Genomic DNA, 19312 nt, shown 5'->3' on the forward strand with positions numbered 1-19312 from the left:
GGACTATGATACCAAGTACGCCTGGAGAGTCACCCCTCTCCTTTAGCCTTGCATCCCTCCTTGTTCTTTACACCGAGGCAATGTTAATACCAAGCTTACCTTATATCCAGCAGGAATTCAACATAACGCAGGCCGATGTGTCGTGGATCCTCACGGCCTATTTAATCACCGGGACAATTTGTGCGCTGGTCTTTGGGACTCTGGGAGATATGTACGGGAAAAAGAAGCTCCTCTTAACAGCCCTTTCTCTTTACACCCTTGCCCTGATACTCAATGGATACGCCCCTACCTTTAGAGCGTTGCTTCTCTCAAGGGCCGTACAAGGTGTGGGCATGGCTATGCTGCCACTAGCTTACTCTCTAGTCCGGGAGCAGTTCCCCCGGCGGCTTGCACCTATGGCTCAAGGGCTCATCTCCGCCATGAATGGAGTGGGCATTATCATTGCGTTTCCGGTAGGGGCGTTGATTGCGCAAAACTACGGATGGAGGGCCACTTTCCACACGGTTGCTCCTTTTGCTATTCTGCTGGTTGCGTTAATCGCTCTATACGTGCGGGAAAGCAAGTTCATTCAGCATGATAAGAGGATAGACTTGGCGGGAATAGCTCTTTTCGCAATCTTTCTGGTGTCCTTTTTGATAGCCTTATCAAAAGGTCCTCAGTGGGGATGGACATCTGGAAAGGTTATCTTTCTGATAATGTTCTCCGCCGTTTCCCTTTTTGCGTTTCTTTTCCATGAGGCCAAAATTGAGCATCCTTTCATCCCTCGCGATATCTTTAACAGGAATGTTAAGGCCGCTGTCTTTGCGACTTTTGTCGTGGCATTTGCATTTCAGATAAACTCGCTGACTCTGACGTATTTGCTGCAGATGCCTGAACCCTATGGATACGGGCTTCCCGTATTTAAGGCCGGCCTTTATATGACACCCCTTGTTTTGACATATCTGATAACCGCTCCTATAGCAGGTCGCGTTATACTCCGGGTAGGGGCAAAAACCCTCTCCGTTTTTGGAATCTCAACGGCGGTGTTGGGCTACTCGCTGGCCGTTCTCCACCTCTACGATGGAGTTACGTATGTGTTAGGATTTATGAGTGTGGGCTCTATGGGAATGGCTCTCCTGAACGTGTCCCTAATTAACCTGTTAACGTTCTCCGCTCCCAGGGAGAGGCTGGGATTAACAACGGGCCTTTTTACCACTTTTAGAAACATAGGCTCCTCCATAGCTCCCCCAGTGGGCGGAGTGATTCTCACGATATACCGTATTGGTACTGCACCCTCGCCCACAGCATACTATGTGAATTTCTCAATAGTCATTGCGATGTTTCTGGTAGTGCTCATCCCGATATTTTTTGCAGAAGAAGTTCTGAAGGATTAAAAGAACTCTCTGCGTTTATTTTTTGCTTATGCAAACGCCAGCGGCTCAAGCAAAGATATATATTTAGCTGGGGAGGTACAGGAATTAGGGGTGTGTGATTACGGTGATTGAGGGGGAGATTATTGAGAAGCTTAAGCTTCTTGGTCTCAAGGAGTACGAGGCGAAGGTCTATGCCGCTTTAGTAATCCTTGGGCCGTCGAAAGCGAGTGAGATAGCTAAGGAAAGTGAAGTTCCGAGGCCAAAGGTTTACGATGTCTTAAAAGAGCTTCATAAGAAGGGTTTTGTGGATATAAGCGAGGGGAGCCCTACCTACTTTAAGGCTACTGATCCTGAAAAAGTGGTTGCCTCGCTTAGGGATATGTACATTAAATCGGCAGAAGATGTCATAATCAAGCTGAAGAGTTATCAAAAGGAACAGAGACAAGAATGGTTTCCAATCTGGTATTTACAGGGCGAGTGGAACATAAAACGTAACGTTGAGGATTTAGCAGAGAGGGCGGAGGAGGAGTTCATCTCAGCACTTGTTGACTGGAAATTAGGGTTTAAGTTCAAGAAAGCGTTCGAAATTGCAAAGCGTAAAGGACTGGATACAAAAATAGTCCTACCCAGGCCCAGGCGGAACAAACGTTACATCGAAACCTTGAGCCAGCTGGGGGACTTGGTTTTTATATCCCTCGAAGAAGCTATGGACGAGAAGGATGAGGATTACAAATTGCTCACAAAGGCACTATTCACCAGTGATGCGTCGTATAAAGTGGAGGGTATCTTTATCCGGGACGGGAGGGAGTCTATTATGGTCTACAGAGAGGGAGATATACTAAAAGGTTTGATAGTCAGGCTCCCGTTCATACCGACGTTTCAGAGAATGATTCTCCTTCACCTGACTGACAAATCACAACAATAACTAAAAGCGGGGACAACCAAAAAGTCTTTGAATGCTAAGGTTGGTATTCCTTGGGGCCTCGAAAAGAGGTCAAAGTAGGCGGATGATGAATGGTGCTGTGGAGTGGTTTCCGTTGCCAACCGATGAAGAGTGCCATTACTGACAGTCATATTACATGCATTTTCTTAATATTTATGCGAGTAAATGAGCTTTTGCATGCATTCTCAACCATTAAAAATAAAATACATGCAATCATCGGTTAATTGCATGTGAAAACGTTATGCTTAAAAAGCCAAAAATACATATATATTGCTGGTGGGGACAGTGAGAAGGAAGGTATTTTATACTCCCCCAGCACAAACAGCCGCAATAACCACCGACAATGGATCCGTGATACTCAAACTGAGCGACTTCGACGAGTACAAGGAGGAACTTGTAAGAATGAGAAACGAAGGCCAAATGACAGTCGGAAAGTTCCAGAACAGATCCACCGCCGTCAACGTGTTCCTCGAATACCTAATCAAAACCAAAGGCATCGAACCCGGCACGAACGAGATAAAAATCACGACAAAGGACATTTACAATGCCTTTACAATATTCATTCACGAGAGAAGACCTGCAGTCCACACTTTGCGTACATACCTTTACTCAACGAAAAAGGCGTTGGAGCACATTTTGCTCAGCAAATACAACATTCTTCTTTCCAGAACAATCGGGCTCGAAGTTTTTAACCCCGAGTTTTACGTATCACAGCTTTCAAAATCCACGTTCCAGACAAAAGGCCGCCAGCTAAAAGAATACCAGCTCAACGAGAGAAACAAAGTCATAAGTGACGAAAGAGTAAAAGACGCCCTAAAATGGCTCGAAATACTAATCCACACAAAGAAAACCCGCACAGTTGAAAACCTCAGGCTGGCAACGATAATTGCCCTCTTAACAGGAGCGCGAGGCTCAGAAATTAACGACCTCCAATTCCAAGTCATCGTTGACGGCGAAACCATAAATCAAATTGACCTCAACAGGGGCATCATATATTTCCACCGCAAAAAGCTGAAAGAAGACGCCACAAAAAGCTTCACACCAGTGTTCATCCACCCTGTCCTCATTGAGGAACTCAAGGCATACCGAAGAAAATACCTGCCGGATCCCACGAAACCCCTCTTCGGATATTACGAGATTGACAAACTGTTTTACAATTATTACACCCCAGCAAAAGCATTCAGAAGTAAAGAAAAGCTTGAGACCCTGTACCAGAACAACAAATGGCTCCAGAAGTATCCACCGCAAAAGCCAATCATCGGATTGCGCCAAATCAGAAAATACGTTGACAGTTACCTTCAGGCCAGAATGTTCGAGCTCGCAGACAAGGGTGTGGGGAGCTCCCTTTTCGGGAAGGGGCTTTACGGACTCGACAACATGCGAAGATACAAGAATTACCTCCTTGGACGTGCTGAAGGGGTGGATTTCATGCATTACATCTCGACCACAGAAGACCCCCGTTACGTCGCCAGATACAAGAGATTCACGAACATGCTCTTTGATGGGCTCATTGACAGGCTCATGCCCGAGTTCGGTCATGTCTTAAGCCCAGAAGTTGCATCAAAGCTTTACGGAAAATCCTCTGAAACACAAGCGGCCACACAGAAAAGCAAAGTGACCTCGTATTGAGCATTCCAACTTTGTTAACCTTCATGGCTTTAGCATTTCTTTATTCTTGACCACGTGGGGCCTTTTGGATATAAAAAAATGATAAAAGGGCATTAGTCCGCCTCGCCGTAAGCGAGGATGAAGAACGCCTCAAGGGCAATGACGGAAGGCGCCCTCACACAGTCCCGCCTTCTCGGAAACAACACGTCCTCGAAGTAATCAACGAATACACGCAGCTTGAGAGCACTCTTCGCATCGACCAACCCCCTCTCCACAAAGTCATCGAGGACGTGATTGAAGAGACCCCCAGCATCAAGGAGAGCCTCACGGTCTTCATAAGTCCCAATCAGCAGGGAGTAAACCTCCCGCCAGAACTCCTTCGGCACTCCAAGCTCGCCTAAAGACCCAACTAAAGTCACAGCCACCTTTTTATTGACCTCTTCTAAGTTCATGGCCCTAATTTCGTTGAAGATTCCGTACAGCACGGCCGTTACATCCTCCATCCCTACCACCGCTCACCCAGCGGGGGTACGGGCAATTAAAATTAACTCCCGACCATCAGGTGGAGTCATTAAGAAAATTGCATTTGGCCGAGTTAGCAAATTTGATAACTCGGAAGCCTCCGAGTTCCATTTTTTGCAACTCGTGAAGTGCAAAAGAAGGCATGAGAGGGCTTCTTTTCACCCACTCATTTTCATTAATTCTTGCATTTAAACGCGAGTTGCAAAAAATGCAACGCATAAACTTGTACATTCACTAAATCACACCCAGAGAAGAAGGCACGAAACAGCTCAGATTGGCCTAAAAACAATGTAAAAATAAGAAGTCTCATGGAGGGTTCGATAATGCGCTTTCCCATAATTCTTGGGCGACCACGCCCGGCGGTTTGCGACACGACGTTGGAGTGAATGGAACCTCTGAAAGCCTCTTTTTTAAGTGAGTGTACAGAAATGTACTCCTGGAGATGCCGGTGTAAGGCATTTGCCTTACACCAGATTGTCAGCAAAGACAATAACGCCCACAATCCAAGAGGGAATTGACAGTAATTTGACCAAAATATTTTTAAGTTGTGTATCACAAACGTAATACAAAAGCTTGGGTTAAATAAGACCCGCCGAGAATTGAAAGGGGAACACCTTTTGGAGGGTGATTAGTATGGCATATCCCATCAAGATAACTCAGAAGACCAATAAAAACCGCCCCAAGACCAAGTTAATTAGTGTCAGAATTCCAGAGTTCGCATACGAGCAAATCGAAGCCCTGGTCGAGCTTGGAGTGTTCTCAAGCAGGACCGACTTCATAAATTATGCAATTCAAAAAACTCTCTTTGAACTCGCCTCAATAAATCTCCCGATATCCGATGATAACCTGCTAAAGATGATGGCCTTAGGGCCAGAATCACCTCCCAGCGAGGACGAGGTTAGAGAGGTGTTGGCTGATGTCGAGCGAGAGGTCAAAGCCAAGCTTAGTTCTGGTGGTAATCGACCTGAACGTCGTCGTATCCTCCGCGTTAGGAGGACCAACCGCAGCACCAGCGAGAATAATGCAACTGCTGATTGAGGGCAGACTTGTAAACTTTACATCAAGTCAGATGCTGGAACGCCTTGTGGCTAAGTTGAGCAGTTGGCGCATTCAACGGTATCTCGCCAACAAATCTTACGGCGAAACCGGCGAACTGCTAAGATACAAGCCGTACGCAATTATGGAAGCATACCGAAAGAAGTCCGTGATAATCGATCCAAAAGTCTGGGTTGAGGCCAGCGGTGATTATGAGGATAATGAAGTACTGTCAGTCGCTTGTGACGCAGGTGTTGAGTATGTAATAACCCAAGATTGGAATGATCTCCTTTCACTGAGAAATCCCGAAACCAAGGAAGTCATCATTGAAGATGAGGATGGAAACGAAGTCTGCAGGCTTAAGATACTAACCCCGAGAGAGTTCTTAGAGGAACTCCAAGAGAAAGGAAAAATTTAACGCTCATGGGGATTCTTTTCTAATATATTCCCCGCTGACCCATTAGAGAGAATTCTCAATCAGCTTATAATCTTCCTCGGGAATTTCCCTCATCGCCTTGCCCATCAAGTGCCCGCTCCACTTCTTCTTGTTCGTGATGAACTTCAGCCTTGGGATGAGAGGCTTGAACTCAAGCTCACCGAGCTTTACGGGCTTGATCTTGACCCTGAGCGGATAAGTCTCGTTGAGGTGCGGAGGACTCTTGAAAATCCTTGTTGAGTCCGTGTAAGGCTCGCTAATGACCTCAAAGATACCCACAACCTTTGGCTCCAAAATTTCCTTGTCCCTCCGCTCCTGCTTCACGTAAAAGACGAGCCTGTCACCCGGTTTAACCTTGGCAATGGTGTTTTTATGCCTTTTCGCCACGCCCCAGACGTTCTTCTTTTTCACAACCTCCCAGTTGTCGCGGTTGGTGATGCACAGCCAGTACCTCATCTTGAGTCACCACTTTCACTTAGGGGTTTATCCCAATATCTTTTGCGGAACTTAACCAAGACCGCACCCAGCACACCAAGCACAGAAGCAAATCTCAGCCCGGTATTCAGGTAATCAATATGAAGCTCAATAAGTACATGAGTCGTTGCACCCACACTAACGTTTCCAGAGGTTTCACCCTTCCAGCATACGAGGAGAGAGCACTTTTTGGCAATGAGAGTGTAATTGTTGGGCCCAAGCTTGAACTGAACGAGTCCATCTTTGTGTGTCTTATTGGATATAACTGGTCTCGGCTTTTTGTATCTCTCAGGATACCTTTCGATCAGATACGTACTTAGAACTTCAACCGTTGCACTTGAAACGGGTCTGTTATCCTTGACGACTTTAACAACGAGGATACCCCTCTCGATGTACTCATCTGAGACATCCTCCCGCAGGTTGGGATTATTGAGATCATAAGCCTCAACATATGAAAAATGCCTCTTTTTCCCAAAGCCCTTGGGATTTACAATAACCGGATTTACGGAATTGCTTGGGTCGAAGATTATCTTGTAACCTCCAACGTAATACTCGGCCCAAGTGTGGTCCTCTCCAGGTGCTCTCACAACCCTCGCCCTAAACCCCGCTTGATTCAGAAGGTAAACAAAGACTTCCGCATACTCTTTACAGTTTGCAAGCTTTGAGTGGAGTACCCATTGAGGTGGGACTGAATAATGGCCAAATCCTGGGCGGAAAAGATGTATTTCCCCATCTTTGTTCTCATAAAATCCCCAACCTGCAAGAACTTGTTCAAAGAAAGTCAGATCTTCCAGGTTAATTGAATAAGGAGAGAGGAAATTATCCTGCTCCCATCTGTAAATTCCCATCGCCATCTGGTTTGTATTATCTGCCCCTGTTTCGAACTGGCTCAGAACTTGCCGTGTAATTTCCTCGCCTCTAACAGCCACGTAAGCCTTAGGGATTACGAAAAGGACTAAACTCACTCCAATAACGATAAGGAGACTAAGGATAAGCGCCCTGGCAAGTGTGCTCCTGAGGAATTTACTCCTCTTTACGGTCCCCCTCGTTTTTGTTTTCTTTCTTAGCGACATTTTCTCCACTCTGGCTCGCTTTTGGCTTTTCATCTTTCTTCTCTTTCCTCTTCTTGTATTCGTTTGCAACCTTAACGAAGGTCTCAATAAGGGTCACACTAACAAGTGCCCCAAATCCAAGCTCCAGATGCCACATTTTGAGAAGAATGTTTTCAGTCTTGCGCTCAAGCGTTGAAATCGAGACGTTCAACTGCTGTATCTGCTGATTGAGGATCGTTATATTCTGCTTTATCTGAATAAGCTCCAAGTTTGTGACGTTTACGGTCATGTTCTCGTAAAGAGTCCTGTAATAATCCCGCTCTCGGGTAACGTTTTCTAAGGTCTGATTCAGTTCCTGTAACTGCTGCTGGAGGAGGGATAAATTCGCTTCACACTCTGCAATCTCATTGTTTAATGCCTGAAAACTCTGCTGCGGAGGAGTTTGCGGATCCCCAGCCAGAACAAAAGACACAGAAAGGAGCAAAATCAAAAACGTCAGGGATATCATCCTCTTCTCCATCCCATCACCTCATACCATTTTCCCGTGAAGCTTCATCATCACCCTGTCTTCTAATTCTTTGGCTTTCCCCTCTGGAAATGCTCTTTCCATCTCCTTCCAAAAGGCAGAGGAATGATACGTTGTCTCCGCCTTCAAGTGTGCAAGCTCATGGACGAGCACGTAAAGTATCTCTTCCTCTTCCAGCTCAAGGACTGAAGGGTCAAGGGTAATCGTGCCGTACTTGAAGGAAATCCTGGCAACGGAAGTCTTCAGAGGTCTGACCTTAACTTTTACTGGTCTCCGGCACTCTAAGAGTTCCTTGGCCCGTTCAAGCAGCTCCTCTAACATGCCGGCGCACCTCTGGAACGATGGACTCTTCCACAAGCCTGTCAATTTCCCTTGAAAGTTCATGATATTCCTCAAGATCATCAACAGTGACGGCTTCCATAATGTCCTCAAAGAGAGCACTGGTGAGTCTCTTAATTGTTCTCGGATTCAACTTCCTGAGCCACCTGAGTTCACGCTTGAATCTCCTGAGCTCAACGTTATCAAGTCCCATATAATTCACAGCATAAAACTTAACCGACTCAACGAGAGACTCCTGCCACGTTCTTCCGGCTTTCTTCTTTTCATACTCCTCTGCCTGCTCTTCGAGGAACTTTACCTGCTTTTTGAGTGCCTTAAGGTCCAAGTTCCTGTTGAGCCACTCCTCAAGGAGACGGTTAAGCCTCTCAAGAATCGCCTTATACACAGGATCATGGGCATTGTCTTCGGCCTGGTAATACAGCTTGTAAAAGCGCGCAACAATCTCAAAGGATGCCTCTCTGCCGGAGAGCTCACCCAGCCGTACTTTGAGAAGCTCCCTCATCGGCCCGACTTCCATGTGCTCGTGGACAAAGCGAAGGAGGTCGTCCCAGAACCTGTTCTTCTTTCCGGTGAAGCCGATTAGCCTGACAAAGGTCGAGTAAATCGCACCAACCGCCATCATATCGTCCATGTACGCGAGCCTCGCCGGGTGTGCACCCAGGGAGCGGTACATTGAAACGACTTCACGGAGGTCGTTGAAGAGCCTCACCGCTCTCGGCTCGTTTCCTTTGAAGTCCAGAGCAACCGGGGCGAGAATGTTCCTGATTCTGTCCATCTCAACTTCGAGTTCCTTCCATCTTCCTTGCTTTCTGAATGCCTTAACAATGTCAGTCTCGATTCCAATCGCTGAAAGCTTTTCCTTAACACTGGAAAGTTTGTCCTCAAACTCCTTCACTTTTTCCTCAATACTCTTTGCAAAGTTTCTCTGGAAGTCCTCAAGCACTTTGGGGTCTTGCTTCGCCAACATTTCGTAAATGCTCTTCACCCTGATTACCGCAGGTAACAAGCCAACGCCATCAACAACGAGTCCGGTCTCTTTGTTTGGATATGGCCGATTCACTCTCGTGACTGCCTGAAGGAGCCTGTGCTCAAATATCGGCTTGTAAAGATACATAACCCTCAGCTTGGGCTCATCAAACCCCGTGAGGAGCATGTCCGTGACGATCAGAACCTTTGGGTAATCCCTCTCCTGAAACCACTCAACAATGAGACTGTTGATGCCATCATAATCCTTCTTCTGGAACTCCCTTCTGGTTTTGAGCCACTTCTTGAATTCCTCGATTACCTCGCTCTTCTCGTTGTGCTGATAAGTCATTACCACCTCGGAAAGCCTTTCAGCATTGGCACAGAGTTCTCTGAAGTGTTCCGCGATCTCAACCTTGCTCTCTCTTTCAAGCTCTTTAACCTTGGAGCAAAAGTGCTCCTTAAAGGCCTTGTCTAAAGCTCTCTTGAAGTGCACGCAGGCCTCCCTGTTCACTGCCACGACCATTGCCTTGAACTGGAAGCCCATGGTGTCATCATAAATCCTCTTGGCAATGTACTCGGCGAAGCGCTCAATTTCCTTTGGACTCTCAAGGAAGACCCTTGACTTCCTGAGCTCCTCTGCGAGCTCTTTCGAACTCATCTTTAGGCTCTTTCTCCTTCCCATGAGAAATGCTTCGACTTCTTCAGGGTCGTTGAGCTGGTAAGCCTCGATAAATGCCTTGAGTTTGTTCTCGTCAAGGGCAATTGAAACGCCCTTTTCCTCGACGACCTCGTGGGTTATGTCAAGGGTGAAGCCGTCCCTAATGGAGTCACTTATGAAGTAAACGTCGAGGAAGTATTCTCCGTCTTTGGGATAAGCGAACTCCTGGAAGGTGTTCCTGCCCCTCTTGAAGATCGGCGTTCCGGTAAAGCCGAAGAACATGGCTTTTGGAAAGAGTGCCCTCATCACTGCGGCAAGCCTGCCGTACTGCGTGCGATGTGCTTCGTCAATAAGGAAGAGGACCTCAGGCTTTTTAACGGCCTTTTCAGCCTCGAACGTCTCTTCCTTCTGGACTTTCTTCACCCTCACAAGATCCTTGAACTTCCCATACTGGAACTTCTGAACCGTCGTTATGTACAGACCAGTCGGAATAACCCTTCCAGTTTCCTCGCTCTTCATCATTTCCTCAATGCGTTTCCTCAGCTCAGATATGTTCCTTATTTTATCGAAGTGCTCCCTGAACTCCCTGTCTTCGACCGCCTCGAAAACGCCGGAATGCTGGTCTTTGAGGTCGGTCCTGTCAACGACGAAGAACACAACGGGGTTCCGCCCCTTGTACTTGTTGAGGAACCAATTTGCCACGAAGAACATTATGAACGTCTTCCCACTCCCCTGCCACTGCCAGACAAGGCCGTTCTTCTTCTCGCTCTCCTGAGAGAGGTACTCCTCAATTCTTTCGATAATCCTCCTCGTCGCCCTGTACTGGTTCCACCTGGCAATGACCTTAATCCTCCTCGCACCCTTCTCGTTCTTCTTGAAGAAAAAGGTGTAATACCTCAGCACGTCGAGGAGTCTCTCAGGAGTGAGAAGGTCGAAAATGTCAGGTTTCTCCTCGTTGGGATACCTCCACTCGAAGGCAGGGGCGCTTTCAACGTTCTCCTTGGGCATTGTGGGAGTGTAAAGCTGCTTGTCCCCGTAAGCCACTCCAAACTGGACGAAGCAGAAGAGGGGTTTTGAATACCGTTCATACTTCCGTATCTGAGTTAGGGCCTCTTCCTCCGTGCCGTGAACCTTCGACCATCTCCGCCAGTCAAGGTCTTCAAGCTCGATGATGCCTTTAGCTTTGGCCTCGATGATGACGATGGGAACCCCGTTGATGAAAAGACTAAAATCGGGCTTGATGTTCTCGGGAAAACCGGGAAACTTTGCTTCGTGGAGGAAGAAAAAGAGGTTGTTAGCTGGATTGTCGTAATCAATGAGGATAACCCTGTCATGTCTTCCGAGGGATGTAAGGGGGACACCGTATTTAATGTATTCTAGCATCTCAACCTCGCTTGAGGATTCGAGCTTGCTCCTTATCTCCTCCCAGACCTTTTCCTCTTCATCCTCGGTCAGGTTGGTAAAGAACGCCCTGTTAAGCTCGCGTATCTTCTCCTCAAGAACGTTCCAGAGAAGGAAGCCACCGAGCGAACCCTCAAGCCCGCTGTGCTCAGAGACCATCTTGTGCTCCTCAATCCCAAACTTCTTGTTACCATCATCCCACCCAATCCGGAGAAGGTTCTCCTTAATCTCCTGGTGAACAGCAGACTCAGGTATCAGGGCCATACCCACTCACCTCTAACTCAGATAACAACTCCTCAAGGGAATTAATAAACTTATCCAGACCCGAACTCCTCAAGCCCCTCTCCTCAAGGATTTTTTGAATGCTTATCATCTTCTCCAGGAGAATGTCAGCAAGCCGTTCAAACCTCTCGGGCTCGATGGCTTCTTTCTGAACCTTAACCTCATCGAGAACCACATCAAAATCAATTCCCGCCTCAAGGAGCTGTAAGATGTCATCGATATCCTTTGAACGGCCGAGTGATGTAACCCCCTTGAACAAGAATATGTCCTCAAGGGAAACGAGATGAATTTTAAGCTTCTCCAGGTCTTTGAACTCCTCCGGAATAATTGCCCTTTCCTTCATCCCTTCCGTTAGCTGAATACCTCTCATAACACGCTTCACGAAGACATCGAGGTTAAAATTGTTCATCTCTGGGTCAATCTTCTGATAAACAGCGTCAGCACCGAGCTTTTTCTCATACTCGTGCCCGAAGACCTTAAGGTAAACCAGGATTCCGCCGCTCGTTCTCAGCTCGGAAGAAGGATTTGTAAGAACTGCTTCAAAAGCCCTCAATGTTCTGTAATCCTCAAGGACGACATCAACATCAGCGGTTGCCGGCTTGATGCCTCTCAGGGCGAGGTTCCCACCGCCGATGAGGTAAAGGCGGATCACTTCCGAGCCCATGAGCCGAGCCTTCTCATCGAGCAGGGCGAACTCCTCAATCAGCCTTTCCCTCGTTATCATAGTCACAACCTCCGAAATACTGACGGCAGAGCTCCTCAACCTCTTCCCTCGACGGGAAGGGATACGGCTTATTCATGCCCTTAAGGTATTCGAGCAGATCATCAACGGTATTGGAGATGCCAAACTTGGCCGCGAGCCGTTTAAGTTTTCCCTCATTGAAGCCTTTCCCCTTGAGGAGGACGATGGTGTAAAGCAGTTCCCTCGCATCCCTGCCAAGCCTCAACGCGTGCACAACGACCTCTTCGAGGCTAAGCTCTCTGGCCGGCCAGTAATAATGATAAACCCCTGATGAGATTAGAGGAAGCCCAAAGTCAGAGAAGCGGGATAAACCGGTGAGCTGAAAATCGCCGAGGCTTTTGCCTTTGAAGGTTCCAGTTGCGAGTATGAGCTCTTCAACACCACTCCAGACGAGCGAAGCGTTTGGGTCGAACCCCCTCACTTTAATCGAGTTCTGCAGGTAAAAGTACTCGTCGGCGAAGACCTTGAAAAGGGCAAAACGCTCGCTTACGAAGTAACCCTCCTCTTTTTTCCCCACGATGAGCCTCTCCATGAGCTCATTGAGAACCCTGTAGAGCGTGGCTTTACTCACGTTGGCCTTCAGCTGAATGACCCAGAGGGGCTGGGGCTTCACATCGAGGGCGGATATTACCTTAAGGTTACTGCCAGTGAGGACTTCAGGATTAACGTGGGGAAAATCGATGGCGATTCTCCGGAGGAGCTGGGTTACCTTGTTGTTCGCTGGCCTAACGACCATCGGCTTCTTTCCCTCAAGCTCGACGAGGCCTTTCTTTTCGAGCGAGTGCAGGAGAGCGGAGAGCGTGCCCTTTGAGAGGCCGAGCTTACTGGCTAACTTGATCATTTTGATTGGTTCTTCAATTGCAAGGAGGGTTTTAAGCTCGGCCTTCGTGAGTGTCATGTCTCAAACTTCCGAACGATTTTATAAAAACGTTTGGGTTTTTGAGACACGAAAAACTGATAACATAAATTGAAAAAATTGGAGCGGGATGAAGACGGTGGTCGCCAGTTGGGACTAGCCGTCTGACCTAACTCTGACCTCCTCCCCGCCTTGGCTGAGGGTTCCAGCGAGTTAACCCCTCGCCAATTGGCGGTTCGGTTTGCGGGCCCATCACCTACTCCCGTCGCCGGTTTCGGCTCAGCCCGCGGGCCGGGCCTCCGGCCCGTTACCCCTACCGCAGAGCGGATTGGGGTTATTGCTTTAGAGGCCACCCTTCAGAGTTTTTGACTGCCCGAGGGCAGTCTTTGAAAGGACGCTTAACAGCGTCAACCACTCCAAGGCGGAGTGGTAACGTGAAACCCCTTTTCAAAGGGCTATCTTACGGTGGCCTCTTCAAGACCCTTATTAACCGGGAAGATATTTTTAAGGGTTTCAACTGTTTAATGGCTATTGGGTTGATTACTGCATCCCCGCCCTAAAGGGCGAGGCTTGAAAAAGAAAAATGTAACTTAAGTAAGTTTCTCTGAATCAACATCACTCACTCCCAACCACGAGAGAGATATTCATGGCAGCCTTCCGGTAAACAGGGTCCGCGAAATAATAAATTCCCATTTCATCCTTGCTGAGAATGAAAAGCTCTTCCGTTAAAATCCCCAGAAGTCTGCTGAGGGCATCCTCAGAAATTCCAGTTTTTATTAAGTCACTCCAAGATGCCCCAAAAGCAAGGAGCCTGACAACTTCCCTGGCCTTCGGACTCCTTCCCCTGAGAATATTCTCAAGCTCGGATTTTGCCTCCTTTACGGCATCGCGTACGGCCATTTTAAGGGCCCTCTCATGGTTCCTCTCAACGTAACGCTTAACTCCATAAAGGTTGAGCCACCCAGGAAGCGTTCCAAGATTCCTAATCGCGTCCCTTATTTCCCACTCCTCATACGGCACTCCGAGCTTCTCGAAACCCGTCCTCAGAAAGTCCTCAGCAACGGGCTCCTTCCAGGGAGAGAGCATTATACTTATGGGCGGTCTTCCATAACTCTCATCGCTGTAAGTTGCCTCGAAAAGCCTTCTAACAACTCCAGAATACGACCCGGTGAAGATTATCTGAAGTGAAGGGTTCTCATTGAAGACCGCACCGAGAGCCTTAAGGAAATGAGGGACACCCTGCTGTATCCCCTGCACCTCGTCGAGGATCAGGATAGTGTCACGAACCCTAAACAGTGCATCGGACAGGGCTCTTCTGGCAGGAGCGCTTTTCTTAAGCTTCACCGTTAGGCCTAAACCTCCCTTTGTGGCGGAGACCTCGGAAATGCGCGAAATGTACTCGGAAATTGAATTGAGAACGGACCTTGGAAGTCTGCTTAGTATCTTCTCCGTTGCCTCCCTGAAAGTTTCTGTGTCGCGTAGGTCAACCAGCACGACATTGTAATCTTTTTTCCGAGCAAACTCGTTGGCCCCGGCCAAAGCCAAGCTCGTTTTTCCGACCATCCTCGGGCCGAGAACGGCCACCCAGCTTCCAGCCTCCAGCGCGCGGAAGAGCTTTTCCACCTCTTCTTCCCTTCCGAACAGTTGCTCGGGCAGTGTTCTAGGCCTCTGGTCAAAGAAGAGTGGTGTCCTTCTCTTGGATCTTGGCATTGATACCCCCCGAAGTACTTCGGGGGGGTTCCTTGATAAACTTTGCCCCCACAAGAAAACCCATATGCGAAAAAAGGAAATGTTCAGCGGACCCTTATCTCCCCCGTGAGGAGCTTCTCCATCACGGCCTTCTTCATGCGTTCGAGCTTCTCCCTCTTTGCCCTCTTGGCCTCGATGGCCTCGTCAATTGTTCTGAGAATTTCGGCGATTTGCTTTTGCTCGGGGAGGGGCGGGAGGGGGATTTGGATTCCGGATAGCATTGTTGAGTTTATCCCCTTCTTAAGTTGAGCGTCTCTTATCCTCAGGGCCGTATCCCAATACAACGGGGATTGTGTGAAATAAAACACGAAGAGTGGATCGGCTGTGTCTCTGGTTATCCTGAGTCGTATGAGATACGAAGCAAAAACACCATCAACATCTTTATCGACAAATCCTGCCTTCCCTGCGGTTGCCCCAATCCTCGCAAATACAATGTCTCCTCTCTGAAGTTTATATTTCTTGTAATCCTCTGGAGAGATTTCACAATATGGAACCCTCTCCCAAAGGATTCTTCCGGATTCGGCGATATCAGTAATGCGGAGGAACTTAACTCCAGTGTCCTCTTCCATTGCTGATGCAGTATATCCATACTGGAGCTTTCCAATTTCTCCAAGCTCAACGACCTCCCACTCCTCCGGAATCTCGACCTTCCTGCCGTTCAGCTCGACGGTTTTAAAGCGGGTGTGGTTTATGCCCCTCGTCAAAAGCCTCTCCATGGTCTCCCTCTTGAGCCTCTCCATCTTGGCGATGCTCTCATCAACGGCCTGGATTGCCTCGTCAATTGTCCTCAAAACCTCGGCGATTTTCTTCTGCTCTTCGAGGGGCGGGAGGGGAAGCTTGATGTTCAGAAGATCTGTTTTTCGTATTCCCGCCTGTCCCACATGCCTTATGGCGATTTGCTTAAAATACTGCATTTGCCAAAGTCTGATGAAGTTGTAAACGAGCCACTCGGGTATTGTAACACCTTCTTTAACGCGGAGACGGGTTATATGATTGCTGTATGTGCAAAACTCGCATTCTCCTCTAAAGACGGCACTCTTACCCAGTAAATCAACGCTGTTAGTATTGTTGAACAACACATCACCTGGCTTCAGGAGATAATCGTTAATGTTCTTGTTCTTGGGTATTGGAACTTTCAGATATTGGTCAAGTACGACTCGCCCGTCTGTTGTTATGTTGTTCATTCTGAGCTGAATTATACCGTTCTCGTCTCGTTTTCCACTTGCAAAGCCAGGCTTGGCCTCTGTGATAATGTTATCAACCTTAACAACCTCCCACTCCTTCGGAATCTCGACCTTCCGCCCGTTCAGCTCGACCTCCTTGAGGTTGGTCTCGCGGTAAAAGGTAAAAGGGGCCTCACTCATCGCCCATCACCCTTATTATGCCCTCGATGTAAGCCTTCGCCTTCTCGACGAGTTCATTCTCCCTCTTCTCGATTTCCCTGAACTCCTCGAACTCCTTCTTTAGATCAATTTGCTCACGCTCCTCCTCGGGAAAGACGTAGAGGCTGACGTTCAGGTTGTAGTCGTTCTTCCTTATCTCCTCCAAGCCCACAATCCTCGAAAAGCCCTCAATCTCCTTGAAATCTCTGTAAGCATCGACGATTTTCTTTATGTGCTCCTCGCCGAGCTGGTTGAGTTTCCTCACCTCAGGGTGCTTCCTGAACTCCTTCGAGGCGTTGATGAAGAGTACCTTCCCCTTCCTCTCCTCGGGCTTGTTGTGGTTGAGGACCATTATTATTCCAGGAGCGCCGGTGTTGTAAAAGAGCTTCTCCGGAAGAAGGATTACCGCCTCGATGAGGTCGTCCTCGACGATGCCCTGCCGTATCGCCTTCTCAGCCCCGCCCCTGAAGAGGGCCCCGCTGTCCAGAACAATTCCCACCTTTCTCCTTGAGGAGTAAAGCATCAGCTGAACCCAAGCCCAGTCTGCGGACTGCTTCGTGGTGTATCCGTACTTGTAGATGTGCTTTATCCTCCTGTCGCTTAGCCTTGCCTCATCGTAACCGTCCTGGTTCCAGGGCGGGTTTGCAATAACGTAATCAACCTTGCCGTCTTCGACTCCGTTCCTCTTCAGTTCCTCCTCCCACCGCGGATTGGTAAGGCTGTTGGCGCCTTCAAATATCTTGAACTCCTGGATTCCGTGGAGGATGAGGTTGAGCTTTGAGAGTGCCGCGGTGGTCTCGTTGAGCTCCTGGCCGTAGAGCATAACCGCTGGTTCTTCTTCGGGGTTTTTCTTTTTGACCTTCTCCCTCACGTAGCGGTAAGCCTCGATGAGCATTCCGCCGGAACCGCTGGCCGGGTCGAGGACGTCACTCTCATCCTCGATGTCGAGCAACTCGACGAGGAGCCTTATTACCTCCCTCGGCGTGTAAACCTCGCCCTCCTTGGCCTTCTGGGGGGCGAAGTATGAGAGAATCCACTCGTATGCGTCTCCAAGTATGTCGCTGTTGAACTCGGCGAAATCAACGCGGTTGAATATCTTCATAATTTCCTCAAGTGTGTGGAGGTTGTCCTCCTTGATGAAGCCGATCAGCCCGAGAACTTCAACGAGCTTCTTGAGGTCACTAAGCTCAGGGTTCATCTCCGATATCTTTATGAGCGCATTTGCCAGCTCTTTGATGCTCTCCCTGCTCTTCACGACCTCATGCCAAGTGTAAAGCTTTCCGGTTTCCTCGTCGAAGAGCTTGTAATACCTCTTGTTTGTGATGATGTAAGCCTGGACCTTGGGCTTGCCTTCTTTCATAAGGTCCTGGGCCCTTTTCATCCACCTGTCGCTTATGGCTTTGTAAAACAGGAACACGAGTAAAGCTTTGTAATCAAGGCCACCCCTTATCTGGTCAGCGGCAGCTTTTAGGAGTGAGATGAGCCTGTCGCGGGTGACTTTGCTCTCGGCAGGGAACTTCAGACGGTAATAAGTCCTCCTGAAGTCATAAATGTCTTTTCTGGCCGTTATCAGGCCGGTCTTCCTTAGGATTGAGAGGACTTCGCCCACGTTTTTGGTCGTGAACTCCGGCTCTTTAACACCTTTTTCAAGGAGTTCTTTCCGCTTCTCCTCGAAGAGCCTCTCAACGTCTTCCTGTGTGAACTCTCTGTCCTTGAATGCATCCTTTATCAAGAAATACCTTTTCACGACCCAGGGCTGGAGTTCTTCGAGAATCGCCCACTCGTCGGCGCCATTCTTAGGTCCGGATTTTGACCTTGCCATGGAAATCACCATGATATCTTAAGCAATTTAACTTAAAAACTTTGTGGTTTCGATTGAACTTAATTGATAAGTTAAAATACTTTAGCTTATTTATTATTGGTTCCATTCGAGTTCATCGTTAATTGGAATGAAAAGTTTAAGCTTTGAGCTGTCAAAAATTATCAGAATAAGGGCACCCGGAGACACGATTGTCTTTTCGAAGAGTCTCCGCAATTCTTGGTTGTTCAGCTTACGAGCTTCATTGCCTTCAATGTCCATGTTCTCATAAGCGACTGACTTCAGTTCCAATGGTTCTTCTGGTTCAACCCAGTATTCGTGTAATTCAACCTCCTCGTGGGCTGGAAGTGATTTGGCGACATTCTCAAGGACATGCCAACTCCTGTTCACCATGAATGTCGTTTTCTCGTCCTTTATCATGAGGTGTGGACGCTTCAAGTAAGGATTCCTCAGGGATACCTTCAGAAGGTTCTGAACGAGTTCTTGTGTTACTAGTTCCTGGGGGAGTCTTTTCTTGGCGACTGGTCTCATGATTGTGTGTATGGATGCCGGGCTTTTTATCACTTTGTAATGATGTGAATTGTGGCAAAGAGTGTCAAGTAACTGCTTGACACCTCAGTTTCTCGCTGGACATCCTCATATTTGTACGAGCGCTCAAAAAGGCAAGAAGAATATCAAATATCCAAATTCGAGCCGTGATTGTTAGTTATCCTCGTGTCGCCACTCTGTGTTTCTTCAGGAGCCTTTTCTCCTCCACACTGGCCAAGATAAGGGCGATTTCATCAATTCCAAAAGCCGAACGAGCAAACACTCTGGGGATGCCCGGGTCCTCGGTTCGGGAGCGGCGTATTATAATGGCCTTGTTCTCCTCTTCGTCATTAAAAAAGAAATCGCTTATTTCGTCGTTCAAATATTCAGCAACCTGCCTTAGCTCTCTTGATGCCATGCCAGGGTGAATTTTAAAGATCTCCGAGAGGGCCTTTATGCACAGTTCATCTCTTTGGCAGGGTCGTGAGCATCTTGAGCAGGCCCCTCCGTTTTCGGCCAAACGTTGCTTCCATTCCTCGGCATCTTCGAGCACGGTAAGATACCTAACGACTTTATTCACCTTGGGCGTGGCCAATATTCGGGGATTTACCTGCCATTGCGTCATGACTTAACACCCAGTTG

The 19312-nt window shown here is 48.1% G+C and carries 18 protein-coding genes; 5 read left to right on the plus strand and 13 right to left on the minus strand.

Annotated elements, in window-relative coordinates; translation table 11 throughout:
* Positions 1-5: 5 nt before the first annotated feature.
* The 3 genes from FPV09_RS10470 to FPV09_RS10480 all read left to right on the plus strand — a co-directional run bounded on the left by FPV09_RS10470 (position 6) and on the right by FPV09_RS10480 (position 3924).
* A complete protein-coding gene (locus tag FPV09_RS10470; protein WP_210411126.1) occupies positions 6-1373 on the plus strand; it encodes an MFS transporter in 1368 nt (455 codons plus the stop codon).
* A gap of 103 nt (positions 1374-1476) precedes the next feature.
* Entirely contained in the window at positions 1477-2277 is an 801-nt protein-coding gene (locus tag FPV09_RS10475; protein ID WP_148883359.1) for a TrmB family transcriptional regulator, read from the plus strand.
* A 294-nt stretch (positions 2278-2571) separates the two neighbouring features.
* Positions 2572-3924 (plus strand): site-specific integrase, encoded by a 1353-nt coding sequence (locus FPV09_RS10480; protein WP_148883360.1) that lies wholly within the window; start codon positions 2572-2574, stop codon positions 3922-3924.
* A gap of 92 nt (positions 3925-4016) precedes the next feature.
* Here FPV09_RS10480 and FPV09_RS10485 read toward each other — a convergent pair whose 3' ends face one another.
* Positions 4017-4406: a hypothetical protein gene (locus FPV09_RS10485; RefSeq protein WP_148883361.1), complete on the minus strand. Its 390-nt coding sequence runs from the start codon at positions 4404-4406 to the stop codon at positions 4017-4019.
* Between the two features lie 652 nt (positions 4407-5058).
* Between FPV09_RS10485 and FPV09_RS12195 the strand changes: the two genes are divergently transcribed.
* A complete protein-coding gene (locus FPV09_RS12195; protein ID WP_246112265.1) occupies positions 5059-5463 on the plus strand; it encodes a hypothetical protein in 405 nt (134 codons plus the stop codon).
* On the plus strand, positions 5378-5878 hold the full coding sequence (locus FPV09_RS10490) for a putative toxin-antitoxin system toxin component, PIN family (protein WP_246112348.1): 501 nt from the start codon (positions 5378-5380) through the stop codon (positions 5876-5878). Before FPV09_RS12195 ends, FPV09_RS10490 begins: the two co-directional genes overlap by 86 nt.
* A gap of 42 nt (positions 5879-5920) precedes the next feature.
* Here FPV09_RS10490 and FPV09_RS10495 read toward each other — a convergent pair whose 3' ends face one another.
* From FPV09_RS10495 to FPV09_RS10550, 12 genes are all read right to left on the minus strand, one after another.
* Positions 5921-6352, minus strand: coding sequence for an EVE domain-containing protein (locus FPV09_RS10495; RefSeq protein ID WP_148883363.1), 432 nt, complete (start codon positions 6350-6352; stop codon positions 5921-5923).
* Complete coding sequence (locus FPV09_RS10500) at positions 6349-7443, minus strand: transglutaminase domain-containing protein (protein WP_168194763.1); 1095 nt, start codon at positions 7441-7443, stop codon at positions 6349-6351. The genes FPV09_RS10495 and FPV09_RS10500 overlap by 4 nt, the downstream gene beginning before the upstream one ends.
* The gene (locus FPV09_RS10505) at positions 7394-7942 is read right to left on the minus strand and encodes a hypothetical protein (protein ID WP_148883365.1); all 549 of its coding nucleotides are present in this window, start codon (positions 7940-7942) and stop codon (positions 7394-7396) included. Before FPV09_RS10505 ends, FPV09_RS10500 begins: the two co-directional genes overlap by 50 nt.
* Before the next feature lie 9 nt (positions 7943-7951).
* Positions 7952-8269 carry a M48 metallopeptidase family protein gene (locus tag FPV09_RS10510; protein WP_168194764.1) on the minus strand — a complete coding sequence of 106 codons (318 nt, stop codon included), beginning with the start codon at positions 8267-8269 and terminating at the stop codon, positions 7952-7954.
* Positions 8250-11576 (minus strand): type I restriction endonuclease subunit R, encoded by a 3327-nt coding sequence (locus FPV09_RS10515; RefSeq protein WP_148883367.1) that lies wholly within the window; start codon positions 11574-11576, stop codon positions 8250-8252. Before FPV09_RS10515 ends, FPV09_RS10510 begins: the two co-directional genes overlap by 20 nt.
* Positions 11560-12318 carry a hypothetical protein gene (locus FPV09_RS10520; RefSeq protein WP_246112266.1) on the minus strand — a complete coding sequence of 253 codons (759 nt, stop codon included), beginning with the start codon at positions 12316-12318 and terminating at the stop codon, positions 11560-11562. Before FPV09_RS10520 ends, FPV09_RS10515 begins: the two co-directional genes overlap by 17 nt.
* Positions 12293-13234 carry a MarR family transcriptional regulator gene (locus FPV09_RS10525; RefSeq protein ID WP_148883369.1) on the minus strand — a complete coding sequence of 314 codons (942 nt, stop codon included), beginning with the start codon at positions 13232-13234 and terminating at the stop codon, positions 12293-12295. Before FPV09_RS10525 ends, FPV09_RS10520 begins: the two co-directional genes overlap by 26 nt.
* A gap of 573 nt (positions 13235-13807) precedes the next feature.
* Positions 13808-14956, minus strand: coding sequence for an AAA family ATPase (locus FPV09_RS10530; RefSeq protein ID WP_246112267.1), 1149 nt, complete (start codon positions 14954-14956; stop codon positions 13808-13810).
* Positions 14957-14985: 29 nt separating this feature from the next.
* Positions 14986-16305 (minus strand): restriction endonuclease subunit S, encoded by a 1320-nt coding sequence (locus FPV09_RS10535; protein ID WP_148883370.1) that lies wholly within the window; start codon positions 16303-16305, stop codon positions 14986-14988.
* Complete coding sequence (locus FPV09_RS10540) at positions 16298-18157, minus strand: HsdM family class I SAM-dependent methyltransferase (RefSeq protein WP_148883371.1); 1860 nt, start codon at positions 18155-18157, stop codon at positions 16298-16300. Before FPV09_RS10540 ends, FPV09_RS10535 begins: the two co-directional genes overlap by 8 nt.
* Before the next feature lie 81 nt (positions 18158-18238).
* Positions 18239-18673, minus strand: a complete 435-nt coding sequence (locus FPV09_RS10545; RefSeq protein WP_148883372.1) for a hypothetical protein — start codon at positions 18671-18673, stop codon at positions 18239-18241.
* 175 nt (positions 18674-18848) lie between these two features.
* Positions 18849-19295, minus strand: coding sequence for a hypothetical protein (locus tag FPV09_RS10550; RefSeq protein WP_148883373.1), 447 nt, complete (start codon positions 19293-19295; stop codon positions 18849-18851).
* Positions 19296-19312: the final 17 nt, after the last annotated feature.

The organism is Thermococcus aciditolerans, from assembly GCF_008152015.1.
GTDB classification, from domain to species: Archaea; Methanobacteriota_B; Thermococci; order Thermococcales; family Thermococcaceae; genus Thermococcus; species Thermococcus celericrescens.